A 14081-nucleotide genomic window follows, 5' to 3' on the forward strand; every position below is an offset into this window, starting at 1 on the left:
TCAGCCCTTCGCCCGCTCGATCGCTTCCTTGACGATCTGCTTGGCTTCGGCAGCGTCGCCCCAATTGCCGACGCGCACCCACTTCTCGGCTTCGAGATCCTTGTAGTGGGTGAAGAAGTGCTCGATCTGCTGGAAGATGATCGAGGGCAGGTCCTTCGTCTCGGCGACGTCCGAGTAATAGGGGAAGGTCGTATCGATGGGCACGCAGATCAGCTTCTCGTCGCCGCCATGCTCGTCTTCGAGGTTGAGCACGCCGATCGGGCGGGCGCGCACCACGCAGCCGGCGATGAAGGGCGAGCGCGCGATCACCAGCGCGTCGAGCGGATCGCCATCGGGCGACAGCGTGTGGGGAATGAAGCCGTAATTGGCCGGATAACGCATCGGCGTGTGGAGGATGCGGTCGACGAACAGCGCGCCCGAATCCTTGTCGAACTCGTATTTCACCGGTTCGCCGCCGGTCGGCACTTCGATGATGACGTTGAGGCTTTCGGGCGGATTGTCGCCGGTGGGGATCTTGTCGATGCGCATCATGCGTCCTTGCTGAAAATGTTCGGTCCCCCTCCCCAGAAAGACTTGGCGGGCCGATAGCGAAGGGCGGAGGATTGCGGAAGGGGGCAGTTCGCCTTAATCGCGCGACCCATGCCAAAAACGCCACAAGCCATCCGCGGGACGCAGGACATCTTCGGAGCCGATGCCGAGGCCTTCGCCTTCGTGGTCGAGACCTTCGAGCGCGTGCGCAGGCTCTACCGCTTCCGCCGGGCCGAAATGCCGGTGTTCGAAAAGACCGAGGTGTTCGCCCGTTCGATCGGAGAGACCACCGATATCGTATCGAAGGAAATGTATTCGTTCGAGGATCGCGGCGGCGAATCGCTGACCTTGCGCCCCGAATTCACCGCGGGCATCGCCCGCGCCTTTCTTTCGAACGGCTGGCAGCAGCACGCGCCGCTGAAGCTCGCCACGCACGGCCCGCTGTTCCGTTACGAGCGCCCGCAGAAGGGCCGCTATCGCCAGTTCCACCAGATCGATGCCGAGATCATCGGCGCGGCCGAACCGCAGGCCGATGTCGAACTGCTGGCGATGGCCGACCAGCTCTTGAAGGAACTCGGCATTGAGGGCGTGACGCTGCACCTCAACACGCTCGGCGACGGCGACAGCCGCGAAGCCTGGCGCGCCGCGCTGGTGGAGCATTTCCGTGCGGTGAAGGACGAGTTGAGCGAGGATTCGCAGGAGCGGCTCGAAAAGAACCCGCTGCGCATCCTCGACAGCAAGGATCGCCGCGATCGGCAATTCGTCGCCGATGCGCCGAAGATCGACCAGTTCCTGTCCGACGATGCGCGCGCCTTCTTCGACGCGGTCACCGCCGGGCTCGACGCGGCGGGCGTGAAGTGGACGCGCGCCGAAAGCCTCGTGCGCGGGCTCGATTATTACCGCCACACCGCGTTCGAATTCATTCCCGACGAGGGCAGCGAGGCGGCCGGAAGGCTCGGCAGCCAGAGCACGATCCTCGGCGGCGGTCGCTATGACGGGCTGATGGAAAGCCTCGGCGGCGCGCCAACGCCCGCGGTCGGCTGGGCCGCGGGGATCGAGCGATTGGCGATGCTGGTGGGGGAGAAGATCGAGCCCATGACGGATGCTATCGTCGTCGTGGAAAATGATGAGAAACTTGCGGAAGCCGTGAAGATGGTCGCCGCAATGAGAAAGGCACATTTCTCGGCAGAGCTATTTGCGGCGGGTTCGCCCAGGAAACGCTTTGACAAAGCCAAGAAACTTCCGTCGCACGCCTTGGTTTCTTTCACGGTGACTGAGGGCGGCTCGCCGGTGAGAATCATGGGTAACGGCAGCGAGCGGGCAACTGCCGTCGAGAACTTCGTTTTGTCGATTTGATGACCATCCCCGCCGAACGCCTCGACCAGATTGCCAATCGCTTCGCCGAGCTCGAAGCGCGGATGGCCTCGGGCACGCTCGAGGGCGAGGCTTTCGTGCAGGCGAGCCGCGACTATGCCGAGCTCGAACCGGTGGCCAAGATAGCCAACGAGGTAAAGGCGATGCGCGCCGAGATCGCCGAGCTGTCCGAGCTCGTCTCCGATCCCGAAATGAAGGCGCTCGCCGAAGAGGAGCTGGTCGAACTCAAGGCAAAGCTGCCCGAGGCCGAACGCCGGCTCGCCGCGGCCATGCTGCCGCGCGACAGCGCCGATGCGAAGCCCGCCATGCTCGAAATCCGCGCCGGGACGGGCGGCGACGAGGCCGCGCTGTTCGCGGGCGATCTCTACCGCATGTACGAAGGCTATGCCGCCGAACGCGGCTGGAAGGTCGAGCCGGTCTCGATCAGCGCGTCGGACGTCGGCGGCTACAAGGAAATCATCGCCAACGTGAAGGGCACCGGCGTTTTCGCCAAGCTCAAGTTCGAGAGCGGCGTGCACCGGGTCCAGCGCGTGCCGGTGACCGAGAGCGGCGGGCGCATCCACACCTCCGCGGCGACCGTCGCGGTGCTGCCCGAGGCCGACGACGTCGACGTGCAGATCGACCCGACCGACCTCAAGATCGATACCTATCGCGCCAGCGGCGCGGGCGGCCAGCACGTCAACACCACCGACAGCGCAATCCGGATCACCCACCTGCCCACCGATACGGTGGTGACCTGCCAGGACGGGCGCAGCCAGCACAAGAATCGCGAGAAGGCGATGCAGGTCCTGCGCGCGCGGCTGTTCGAGAAGCAGCGCGATGCGCTCGAGGGGGCCGAGGCCGAGGCGCGCAAGGCGATGGTCGGCTCGGGCGACCGCTCCGAACGCATCCGCACCTACAATTTCCCGCAGGGCCGCGTGACCGATCACCGCATCGGGCTGACGCTGCAGAAGCTGCCGCAGATCCTCGAAGGGCCCGGGCTCGGCGAAGTGATCGACACCCTGATCGCCGAGGACGAAGCCAAGCGCCTCGCCGCGATGGAGGAATGACCGTCGGCGAAGCCCTGCGCGCCGCGGCGGATCACCTGTCCGCCACTAGCGACAGCGCGCGGCTCGACGCCGAATTGCTGATGGCGCATGCGCTCGATTGCTCGCGCTCGGACATGCTGCTCCGGCATCAGCGCGATCCGGCACCGGTGGGCTTCGAGGCGCTGGTCGATCGCCGCGCCCGGCACGAGCCGATCGCCTACATTACCGGCGAGCAGGAATTCTACGGGCGTTGCTTCGCGGTACGACCGGGCGTTCTGATCCCTCGCGGCGACAGCGAAACGCTGGTGCGCGCCGCACTTGAATCCTGTTCGTCGCTGCGCCGGGTGCTCGACCTCGGAACGGGCAGCGGTGCGCTCTTGCTGACCCTGCTTTCGGAGCGCCCCGCGGCAGCGGGCGTCGGGATCGATGCTTCGTCCCGGGCGATCGAAACCGCGACCGAGAATGCACGGGCGCTCGATCTGGCGAACGACTGGCGGTTCGAACGGCGCAGCTGGCTCGACCACGGCTGGCAAGACGATCTCGGGCGGTTCGACCTGGTGGTGTGCAACCCGCCCTATGTCGAGGCCGATGCCTTGCTCGATGCCGATGTGCACGATTACGAGCCCGGCGAGGCGCTGTTCGCCGGCCCCGAAGGCCTCGATGACTACCGCGTCTTGATCCCGAAATTGCCCGAACTGCTTGCCGAAAACGGTGTCGCAATCTTCGAAATCGGCCACCAACAGGCCGAATCGGTGGCGCAGATCGCCTCCGAGGCCGGGTTCTCGAGCGAATTGCGGCGTGATCTCGCGGGGCGGCCACGCGCACTTATCCTTCGCCCGAAACCATAGGGGGCTTGGCAAGGCGTCCTACAACCGCTACCTCTGGAGTTGCTCCGGCGGGAACCAGAGGGTTCGCCGGAGACAAGTCCCAGACCAGACCGGATACCAGCGCGCCGCTCGTCGACGTGCAGGAACCGGAAAGGATACCGGGATTGGCCCCGCGCGAAGAGCGTGCGGAGGAGGGATACCGCCGCGTATGACGGCGTCACAAAGGAACACGAATCCTTGAGCAACAATCGTGGTAACAACCGTCGTCGCGGTCGCGGCGGCAACAACCGGTCGCAGGGCAATCAGTTTCCGAACCGGATCGACAGTCGCGCGCGCGGCAACGCACCCCAGCTTCTCGACAAGTACAAGAAGCTGGCGAACGACGCGCAGATGAACGGCGATCGGGTGCAGGCGGAATACTACCTGCAATTCGCCGATCACTATTTCCGCGTCATCGCCGACAACAAGGCCCGGCAGGACGAACAACGCGCCAAGCGCGACGACAATCGCGGTGGCAAGCACGGCTCCGACGATGACGACGACGATCGCCGGGACGATCACGACAACGACGGTCGCGACGATCGCCCGAAGAAGCCGCGCCGCTCGCGCAAGAACGAAGGGCAGGAAGCCACCCAGGGGCGCGAACAGAACGAAGGTTCCGATGCCGACGGCGAGGAAAACCCCTTCGTGACCAAGCGCAAGCCGGCCAAGGCGAAGGCCAACGGCAAGGCGAAGCCGGCCAAGGACAACGGCCCCCACGGGCTCGATCCCAGCGCGCTGCCGCCCGCTATCGGCGACGACGCGGACGAGGCGCCCAAGCCGCGTCGCCGAACCCGTCGCGCCGCCAGCGAAGACGGCGAAGAAGCCGCTGCCTAGGAATTGACGGGTGGGCTCGCTCGACAGGCGCGCCCGCACCGGCGCGAACGCGATCGGTCGCTGGCTCGTCGCTCACCCGCGATTGAGCGCGCTGGCGGCCGGGCCGCTCGCCGCGCTCGGCTTCTCCCCTTACAATTTGTGGCCGCTGGCGCTCGCGGCGCTGGCGCTGTTCGTGGCGCTGGTCGCCCACGCACCGAACGGGAAGTCCGCCGCCTGGCGTGGCTGGATGTTCGGGTTCGGCCATTTCACGCTCGGCAATAGCTGGATCGCGGTCGCCTTCGGCTACCAGGCGAACATGCCTGCCTGGCTCGGCTCGATCGCGGTTTTGCTACTCGCGGTTTATCTCGCCGTATTTCCTGCGCTTGCCGCGCTTGCCGGCTGGTGGCTGGCGGGCCGGGCGCGCACCGGCTGGGTGATGGTTCCCGCATTGGCGGGAGGCTGGATCGTCGCCGAATGGCTGCGCAGCTGGGCTTTTACCGGCTATGCCTGGAACCCGCTCGCGATGATCGCACTCGGGCCGTTCGAACGACCGGGGCTCGCCGCGATCGCGCAGTTCACCGGGACCTATGCGCTGTCGGGCATGGTGATCGGATTGGGCGGTTGCTGGTGGCTGGCGGCGCGCTGGCGCGAACGGCGCGGACTCGCGATAGCGCTCGCGCTGCTGCCGGTGTTGGCGCTGCTCGTCCCGCGCCCGTTGGGAGAGCCGCGCGAAGGGACGCTGCGTTACACGCTCGTCCAGCCCGATATCCGCCAGGAAAAGCTCAACGAGCGCGAGTATTTCGAAGAGAATTTCGCGCGCACCGCGGCGCTTTCGCGCCCGCGCGACGATGAGCCGCGGCTGGTGCTGTGGCCCGAATCGGGCATCCAGGACTTCCTGCGCGAAGGCTATCCCTTCCGCTACTACCTGCGCTTCAACTACCTCGCCGACCCGCTCGCCTCGAAGCGCCGGATCGCACGCACGATCGGCGCCAACGCGCTGTTGCTGAGCGGTACGCAGGATCTCGAATTCGAGGATGGCGCGCTCGCCGGGGCGCGCAATTCCGTTACCGCGATCGACGGCAGCGGGCAGATCCGCGCGAGCTACAACAAGGCGCACCTCGTCCCCTACGGCGAATACCTTCCGATGCGCGACGTGCTGGAGCCGCTCGGGCTCTCGCGGCTGGTGCCGGGCGCGGTGGACTTTTTCCCCGGACCGGGGCCGCGCACGCTCGAGCTCGGCGAATACGGTCGCGCGGGCGTGCAGGTCTGCTACGAGATCGTGTTCAGCGGACAGGTGGTCGATCGTTCGGACCGGCCCGATTACATCTTCAACCCTTCGAACGACGGCTGGTTCGGCCCATCGGGACCGCCGCAGCATCTCGCGCAGGCGCGGATGCGCGCGATCGAGGAAGGCCTGCCGGTGCTGCGCTCGACGACCACCGGGATCAGCGCGGTGATCGACGCGCGGGGCGTGGTGCGCGAATACATCCCGCGCCACAGCGCGGAGCGGCGCGATGGGTTCGTCCCACCCGCCCACGCGCCGACCTTGTTCGCGCGGCTGGGGAATTGGCTGGCGATGGTGTGGGCGGTGCTATTTTGCGTGATTGCGCTGGTTGCCAGCCGCCGCGCGCGGGGCTAACACGCGCCCCACACATAAAGCTTTCTTTATATGAGGCTCAAATGCGCTCCGACTACCTGTTTACCTCCGAAAGCGTGTCCGAAGGCCATCCCGACAAGGTGTCGGACCAGATTTCGGATGCGATCGTCGACCTGTTCCTCGCGAAGGATCCCGAGGCACGGGTCGCCTGCGAGACGATGACGACCACCCAGCGGGTGATCCTGTCGGGCGAGATTCGCGGCCAGGGCATCATGGACGCCGATGGAAACTGGGCGCCCGGTGTCGAACAGGAGATCGAGGAAACCGTGCGGGGCGTCGTGCGCGAGATCGGCTACGAACAGGACGGCTTCCACTGGCAGACGCTGGTGTTCGAAAACCACCTGCACGGACAGAGCGTCCACATCGCACAGGGCGTCGATGCGAGCGGCAACAAGGACGAAGGCGCGGGCGACCAGGGCATCATGTTCGGCTTCGCCTGCGACGAGACGCCCGACCTGATGCCGGCACCGATCGATTACAGCCACAAGATCCTCCACCGACTGGCCGAGGACCGCAAGAGCGGCGTCGCGCCGTTCCTCGAGCCCGACAGCAAGAGCCAGGTCACGCTGCGCTACAAGGATGGCAAGCCCGTCGCCTGCACCGCGGTGGTGGTCAGCACCCAGCACGCGCCGGGCTATGACGAGGGCGAGAAGGAAGCCGAGCTCCACGCCTACGTGAAGGGCGTGGTGACCGAGATCCTGCCCGACGGCTTCGTCTCGGACGACACCGTGTGGCACATCAACCCGACCGGCACCTTCGAGATCGGCGGACCGGACGGCGATGCGGGCCTCACCGGTCGCAAGATCATCGTCGACACCTATGGCGGCGCGGCCCCGCATGGCGGCGGCGCGTTCAGCGGCAAGGATCCGACCAAGGTCGATCGCAGCGCGGCCTATATCACCCGTTACCTCGCCAAGAACATCGTTGCAGCGGGTCTCGCCTCGCGCGTCACGATCCAGCTCGCCTATGCGATCGGCGTGTCCGAACCGCTGTCGCTCTATGTCGACACGCACGGCACCGGGACGGTCGACGACGCGGCGATCGAAGACGCGATCCGCGGCATCGCCAAGCTCGGCGGCCTGACCCCGCGCGGCATCCGCACGCATCTGGGTCTCAACAAGCCGATCTACCGCAAGAGCGCCGCCTACGGCCATTTCGGCCGCGACGTCGACGGCGATCACTTCCCGTGGGAACGGACCGACCTGGTCGACGATCTCAAGGCCGCGCTGGCGTAAGCTTCAGTCTCACGCATACGAAGAGGGCGGCCCCGGCCGTGAGCCGCCCTTTTTCGTTTCAGTCGCCGTGCTCGCCCTGGCGCGGCGAGGGCTGGTCGAGCGCCAGCTCGGCATCGGAGAAGCGGAACGGGCTGCGCAGGCCGGGCACCCCGTCGCAATCGAGCTTCATGCCGCGCGCGATCACCTGCGGGTCGGCGAAGACCTCGTCGAGATCGTTGATCGGGCCGGCGGGGATTCCGGCCTCGGCACAATGGTGCAGCAGGTCGTCCCGGTTCCAAGATGTGGTCTCGACCGCGATCAGCGCGTCGAGTTCGTCGCGGTTGGCGAGGCGATCGGCGTTGGTGGCGAAGCGTCGTTCCTCGAGCAGGTCGTGGCGGTCGAGCACTTCGAGCAGCTTGCGGAACAGCTTGTCGTTGGCGGGGGCGAGCACCACCGGTCCGTCTTGGGTCGGGAACACGCCATAGGCGCTGACCTGCGCGTGACTGTTGCCCATGCGCGGCGGGTTCCGCCCGGTCGCGAACAGGCTCATCGCCTGGTTGGCGAGCAGCGAGACCGAGCAATCGAGCAGCGCCATGTCGATCCACTGACCCATCCCCGTGCGTTCGCGCATCAGCAGTGCCGACTGGATCGCGATCACCGACCACAGCGCGCAGGACAGGTCCGAGATCGAGACCCCCGCCTTCATCGGTTCGCCGTCGGGCTCGCCGGTCAGCCCCATGAACCCGCTCATCGCCTGGATCATGAAATCGTAGCCCGGCTCGTCGCGTCGCGGCCCGTCCTGCCCGAAGCCGGTGATCGAGCAATAGACTAGCGACGGATTGGCGTTCGAGAGCGCGGCGTAGTCGAGCCCGAATTTCGCCAACGCATCCGGTTTGAAGTTCTCGAGCACGACGTCCGCGTCCGCGGCGAGCTCGCGCACGCGAGCAAGGTCGCCCTCGTCGCGAAAATCGGCAACGATCCCGCGCTTGCCGCGATTGCAGGCATGGTAATAGGCGGCGGTGGTCTCGCCTTCGCGCTCGACGAAGGGCGGCCCCCACTGGCGCGTCGTATCGCCTTCGGGGCTTTCGACCTTGATCACGTCCGCGCCGAGGTCCGCGAGAATCTGTCCGGCGAACGGCCCGGCCAGAACCCGCGACAGGTCGAGCACCTTCACCCCCGCGAGCGGGGCGTTCGGCTTGCGCGGATTATCGAGCCACATGGCCGGTCAGCCCTACAATATCAGCCGAGAGCGACCTCGTACTCGGCGGTGGTCGCCGCGGCGATCTCCTCCTCGGTCACGCCGGGCGCGAGTTCGATCAGCTGGAACTTGCTGTCGTGATCCTTGCGACGGAACACGCCCATATTGGTCACGATCATGTCGACCACGTTGGTGCCGGTGAGCGGCAGCGTGCATTCGGGGATAAACTTGGGCGAACCGTCCTTGGCGGTGTGATCCATCACCACGATGATCTTCTTGACGCCCGCGACGAGGTCCATCGCCCCGCCCATGCCCTTGATCATCTTGCCCGGGATCATCCAGTTGGCGATGTCGCCGTTTTCGGCGACTTCCATCGCGCCGAGCACGGTCAGGTCGATATGCCCGCCGCGGATCATCGCGAAGCTCTGCGCACTGTCGAAATAGGCGCTGTGCTCCAGTTCGCTGATGGTCTGCTTGCCGGCATTGATCAGGTCGGCATCCTCCTCGCCCTCATAGGGGAAGGGGCCGATGCCGAGCATGCCGTTCTCGCTCTGCAGCGTTACGTGCATCCCTTCGGGTATGTGGTTGGCGACCAGCGTGGGGATGCCGATGCCGAGATTGACGTAATAGCCGTCTTCGAGCTCCTGCGCGGCGCGCGCGGCCATTTGATTGCGATCCCAGGGCATGAATTACTCTCCGCTCATGTCAGTCGGCAGCGCGCGGCCGGGGCCGGTCGCCTGCCAGAAAATCGATTGTACCTTCCAAATCCCGTCGATGCGGGCGAACTGGAAGGAATTGATCCCGCGCACGCTGCCAGGCGTGCCGTCGGGATTGGTGAATGTGCCTTCGTAGGACGACCATGCATGGGCGAGGTCGCCCCATACCTCGATTCGCCGCGAAAGCTGGCGTTCGGTGAAGCCGCGCTCGACGAGGAACGGGCCGCTGCGCGCGATGTAATCGTCGACCGTCCCGCCCGAAACGCCATCGGGCCCGATCGAGGAGAGACGCGCATCGGCGGTGAACAGCGAGCGCATCCGGTCGAATTCGCGCGATTGGCCGACGGGGCCGCTGATGACGCCGTAGACATCTTCGAGCAGCGCATCGATCGCTGCGACGTCGGCCGCGGGCGCTTCGGTGCGGGGCGTAGCCGGTGCCGCCTCGTAGGTGTTGTATGTGCTGGTCGAGCACGCCGCCAGCGGCAGCATTGCAATGGCGAGGATCAGATATCGCATGTCAGTCTCCCTCCGCGAGCACCGGGGGAACTAGGAACCACCCTTGGCCGATCAGCGGTTCGAGTGCGAATGCCGCGCTTTCGTCGCGCAGAAAACCGTAAAGCTCGTCGAAATCGGCGCGTCGGTCGCCCGCGATCGCCTCGATGCAGAATTCCTCGCCGAGACGGCGGCGAAGGCCCTGCTTGCGTTCGCTCGGCGCGGGCAATGCGAGCACGTCGCGCCCTGCCGGATCGAGCATGGTGCGCGCGAGCAGCTGGCGGATCGCCTCGGTCCGGCTGCGGTCGGCACCGCTCAGCCACACGATCGTCAGCCCCTTGGCGCGCAGTCGCGACAGCGCGGGCGCAAGCTCGACCGCGATTTTCGCCACCGCATCCGGATCGAGCACCTCGTCCTGCGGATCGAGATCGATCATCACGGCGGGGGCCTGGTCGGCGCAGGCGCGCGTCTCGGGCGAAAGCGCGTCGGGATTCGCCAGCACGGTCGAGCGGCGGGTCTCGTTGGGCAAGTAGGCACGCGCCTCGGCCAGCGCGTAGGCCACGAACGCGTCGTAGGGCGTCGGCCCCGACAGCGCAGCCTGTAGCGGGAGGGGTGTCGACGCCTCGAGGCCGGTCGCGGCGCGAGTGGCCGTCGTGTCGGGGGGCGTCGGTCGCGTGGCAACCGTCTCGGGTGCTGTCTTCGCGGTGCCGCCGCGCGCGGTGGACCCGGCGATCGCGCCGCCGGCCAGCACCGGGATCGCCGCCGCGACGCAGCCCGACAGGGCGGCCCCCAGCAGCGTCGCCAGACCGAGGCGGCCCGCGCGGATCAAGCCTCGGCGCGCTCGCGCGTGGTGCGGAACTCGATCTTCTTGTCGTAAGGCGCGCCGACGATCATCCGCTGGACGTAGACGCCCGGCAGGTGGATGCAGTCGGGATCGAGTTCGCCCGCGGACACCACTTCCTCGACCTCGACCACGCAGACCTTGCCGCAGGTCGCGGCCGGCTGGTTGAAATTGCGTGCGGTCTTGCGGAACACGAGGTTGCCGGTCTCGTCGGCCTTCCATGCCTTCACCAGTGCGAGATCGGCGAAGATGCCCCGCTCCATCACATAGTCCTCGCCGTCGAAGCTGCGAACTTCCTTGCCCTCGGCGACCTGCGTTCCGACCCCGGTCTTGGTGAAGAAGGCGGGGATGCCCGCGCCCCCGGCGCGCATGCGCTCGGCGAGCGTTCCCTGCGGACAGAATTCGACTTCGAGTTCGCCGGCGAGAAACTGGCGTTCGAACTCCTTGTTCTCGCCGACATAGGAGGAGATCATCTTCCTGACCTGCTTGGTGCGCAGCAGCTTGCCGATGCCTTCATTGTCGATTCCGGCATTGTTGCTGGCGAAGGTCAGGTCCTTGACCCCGCTGTCGCGCACCGCGTCGAGGAGGCGTTCGGGAATGCCGCACAGGCCGAAGCCCCCGGCGGCGATGATCAGGCCGTCTTCGAGCAATCCTTCGAGGGCGGCGGCGGCATCGGGATAGAGTTTCTGCATGCCGCGCGGATTAAGCGGCACGAACGCGATTGTCACGGGTCGAATTGTGGGCATTCCGCGGCGGAGTGTTGCGCAAGACGCAACACGCGGCCCGCATTTCGCACTTGCACAAATTTGCTGCACCGCACATAAAGACTGCGCCTATTAGGCATCCTCTCCCAAAACTTCCCAGCCCGGGAGCTTCGGCTCCCGGGCTTTTTTCTTGCTCGCTCGCTGGAACTGCAGGGCCCCCAAGGCACCTTTGCCTGGCTCGTTCATTTGCATTGGAGGGAGGGCGTTCCTAGCTCTCCCCGGCAAACGAGAACGATAACGGAGCGGGCTTTCCATGGCGGATGCGAAGAGGGCGGTCGAAGAGAAGACCGTCAAACTACAGGTCGCGAACGCCAAGCAGGAGGAAAGCGGCAGCGGCATGGCCCGCATCGCGCGCTCGGCGATGAGCGCGCTCGGAGTCACCGAAGGCGACGTGATCGAGATCGAGGGCAAGGATACTACCGTCGCACGCGTGCTTGCGCCCTATGCCGACGACGAGGGGCTCGAAGTGATCCGGCTCGATGGTCTCCAGCGCTCGAATGCCGAGGCGCGTGCGGGCGACCACGTCACCATCCGCAAGGTCGAATCGCGTCCCGCCAAGCGGGTGATCTTCGCTCCCGCCCAGCGCGAGATGAAGCTCCAGGGGCCAGGCGAGGCATTGAAACGCAATTTCTTCGGTCGTCCCTTGCTGACCGGCGATTTGGTCGCGACGCGTGGCCGCCAGCCGGTGCAGAACATGCCCCCCGAACTCGCGCGGATGGTCAACGCGCCGGCCTTCGCGCTGACCGAGATCCGCCTGTCCGTGGTGTCGACCGCACCGCGCGGCGTGGTCCATATCGACGAGACGACCGAAGTCGAATTGCGAACAGAGTTCGCCGAAGCGCAGGGCCCCGGCGCGGCGGTCAATTACGACGATGTGGGCGGGATGGAGGAGACCATCCAGCAATTGCGCGAGATGGTCGAACTCCCGCTGCGTTATCCCGAGCTGTTCACCCGGCTCGGCGTGGATCCGCCCAAGGGTGTGCTGCTCCACGGTCCGCCGGGAACCGGCAAGACCCGGCTCGCGCAGGCGGTCGCGAACGAGAGTGAAGCGGCGTTCTTCACCATCAACGGTCCCGAAATCATGGGCTCGGCCTATGGCGAGAGCGAAAAGCGCCTGCGCGACGTGTTCGAGGAGGCGGCGCGCAGCCAGCCCGCCATCGTCTTCATCGACGAGATCGATTCGATCGCCCCCAAGCGCGACCAAGTGCAGGGCGAAGCCGAAAAGCGCCTCGTCGCCCAGTTGCTGACGCTGATGGACGGGTTGTCGAACCGCGCCAACGTCGTGGTGATCGCAGCCACAAACCGCCCCGATGCGGTCGACGAGGCGCTGCGGCGACCCGGCCGCTTCGATCGCGAGATCGTTATCGGTGTGCCCGACGAGAACGGGCGCCGCGAAATCCTCGCGATCCACACCCGCGGCATGCCACTCGGCGACGAAGTCGATCTCGACGAGCTGGCGCGCGGGACGCATGGTTTCGTTGGCGCCGACCTTGCCGCGCTCGCGCGCGAGGCGGCGATCGAAGCGGTCCGCCGGATCATGCCCGAGCTCGATCTCGAGGCGCAGGCGATCCCCGAGGACGTCCTCGAGAAGCTGCAGGTCGAGCGCGACGATTTCCTCGAGGCGCTGAAGCGCGTCAGCCCCTCGGCGATGCGTGAGGTGATGGTCCAGGTCCCGCAGGTCGGCTGGAAGGATGTCGGCGGGGTCGACGAGGCGGCCGACCGCTTGCGCGAGACCGTCGAACTGCCGCTCAAGGATCCCGAGAGCTTCCACCGGCTCGGCATCCGTCCGGCCAAGGGCGTGCTGCTCTACGGCCCGCCCGGCACCGGCAAGACCCTGCTGGCGAAGGCCGCGGCGCGCGAGGCGCAGGCCAATTTCATCTCGATGAAGAGCTCGGACCTGCTCAGCAAGTGGTACGGCGAGAGCGAGCAGCAGATCGCCCGCATGTTCGCCCGTGCCCGCGCGGTGGCGCCCTGCATCGTCTTTATCGACGAGATCGACAGCCTCGTGCCCGCGCGCGGCAGCGGGAGCGGCGAACCGCAGGTCACTGCGCGCGTGGTCAACACGCTGCTCGCCGAGATGGACGGGATGGAGGAATTGCAGTCGGTGGTGGTGGTCGGCGCGACCAATCGCCCGACGCTGGTCGATCCCGCGCTGCTGCGCCCCGGGCGCTTCGACGAGCTGGTCTATGTCGGCCCGCCCGACCTCGAGGGACGCGAGCACATTCTCAGGATCCACACCAAGAAGATGCCTCTCGCCAAGGATGTGGATCTTGCCGCGATCGCCAGGAAGACCGCGCGCTTCACCGGGGCCGATCTCGAAGACGTGGTCCGCCGCGCCGGCCTGATCGCGATCCGCAAGGAAGGCTCGGAGGTGAATGAGGTGACCGCGGAGAACTTCGCCGAGGCGCTCGAGGATTCGCGCGCCACCGTCACCGCGCAGATGGAGAAGGAATATTCGAAGATGAAGGGCGAACTGAAGAAGCGCGCCAACGCGGTGCGTCCGATCGGCTTCGTCTGGCCCGACACGCTCGAACCCGAACGCGACGAGAAGCATCCGAACCCGACCCCGCCCGGGATCGAATAGCGC

Annotated in this window: 13 protein-coding genes; 7 read left to right on the forward strand and 6 right to left on the reverse strand. The window is 66.4% G+C overall.

All coding sequences use genetic code 11. The features are described 5' to 3' along the window. Positions 1-528, reverse strand: coding sequence for an inorganic diphosphatase (gene ppa / locus IEW49_RS00810; RefSeq protein WP_188643029.1), 528 nt, complete (start codon positions 526-528; stop codon positions 1-3). Positions 529-639: 111 nt separating this feature from the next. Between ppa and hisS the strand changes: the two genes are divergently transcribed. The 6 genes from hisS (at position 640) to metK (ending at position 7504) form a co-directional block, all read left to right on the forward strand. Then, positions 640-1884 (forward strand): histidine--tRNA ligase, encoded by a 1245-nt coding sequence (gene hisS / locus IEW49_RS00815; protein ID WP_188640898.1) that lies wholly within the window; start codon positions 640-642, stop codon positions 1882-1884. Further along, a complete protein-coding gene (gene prfA / locus IEW49_RS00820; RefSeq protein WP_188640899.1) occupies positions 1884-2951 on the forward strand; it encodes a peptide chain release factor 1 in 1068 nt (355 codons plus the stop codon). Before hisS ends, prfA begins: the two co-directional genes overlap by 1 nt. Beyond that, complete coding sequence (gene prmC, locus IEW49_RS00825; RefSeq protein WP_188640900.1) at positions 2948-3778, forward strand: peptide chain release factor N(5)-glutamine methyltransferase; 831 nt, start codon at positions 2948-2950, stop codon at positions 3776-3778. Before prfA ends, prmC begins: the two co-directional genes overlap by 4 nt. Positions 3779-3994: 216 nt before the next feature. Continuing rightward, positions 3995-4633: a DUF4167 domain-containing protein gene (locus IEW49_RS00830; RefSeq protein ID WP_188640901.1), complete on the forward strand. Its 639-nt coding sequence runs from the start codon at positions 3995-3997 to the stop codon at positions 4631-4633. Between the two features lie 10 nt (positions 4634-4643). Next, on the forward strand, positions 4644-6251 hold the full coding sequence (gene lnt, locus IEW49_RS00835; protein WP_229658022.1) for an apolipoprotein N-acyltransferase: 1608 nt from the start codon (positions 4644-4646) through the stop codon (positions 6249-6251). A 41-nt stretch (positions 6252-6292) separates the two neighbouring features. Next, complete coding sequence (metK, locus tag IEW49_RS00840) at positions 6293-7504, forward strand: methionine adenosyltransferase (protein WP_188640902.1); 1212 nt, start codon at positions 6293-6295, stop codon at positions 7502-7504. Positions 7505-7562: 58 nt separating this feature from the next. Here metK and IEW49_RS00845 read toward each other — a convergent pair whose 3' ends face one another. From IEW49_RS00845 to IEW49_RS00865, 5 genes are read right to left on the reverse strand one after another with little or no spacing between them, the layout of a single operon-like run. Beyond that, complete coding sequence (locus IEW49_RS00845) at positions 7563-8702, reverse strand: CaiB/BaiF CoA transferase family protein (protein ID WP_188640903.1); 1140 nt, start codon at positions 8700-8702, stop codon at positions 7563-7565. 20 nt (positions 8703-8722) lie between these two features. Further along, positions 8723-9367, reverse strand: a complete 645-nt coding sequence (locus IEW49_RS00850; protein WP_188640904.1) for a CoA transferase subunit B — start codon at positions 9365-9367, stop codon at positions 8723-8725. A gap of 3 nt (positions 9368-9370) precedes the next feature. Beyond that, positions 9371-9913 (reverse strand): nuclear transport factor 2 family protein, encoded by a 543-nt coding sequence (locus tag IEW49_RS00855; protein ID WP_188640905.1) that lies wholly within the window; start codon positions 9911-9913, stop codon positions 9371-9373. Position 9914: 1 nt separating this feature from the next. Then, complete coding sequence (locus tag IEW49_RS00860; RefSeq protein ID WP_188640906.1) at positions 9915-10718, reverse strand: hypothetical protein; 804 nt, start codon at positions 10716-10718, stop codon at positions 9915-9917. Continuing rightward, entirely contained in the window at positions 10715-11422 is a 708-nt protein-coding gene (locus IEW49_RS00865) for a CoA transferase subunit A (RefSeq protein ID WP_188640907.1), read from the reverse strand. Before IEW49_RS00865 ends, IEW49_RS00860 begins: the two co-directional genes overlap by 4 nt. Positions 11423-11747: 325 nt before the next feature. On the opposite strand from IEW49_RS00865, the gene IEW49_RS00870 reads away from it, so the two are divergent. Next, positions 11748-14078, forward strand: coding sequence for a CDC48 family AAA ATPase (locus IEW49_RS00870; RefSeq protein ID WP_188640908.1), 2331 nt, complete (start codon positions 11748-11750; stop codon positions 14076-14078). Positions 14079-14081 lie beyond the last annotated feature (3 nt).

Origin of the sequence: Pseudoblastomonas marina (genome assembly GCF_014641655.1) — a bacterium.
Classification (GTDB): domain Bacteria; phylum Pseudomonadota; class Alphaproteobacteria; order Sphingomonadales; family Sphingomonadaceae; genus Alteriqipengyuania_A; species Alteriqipengyuania_A marina.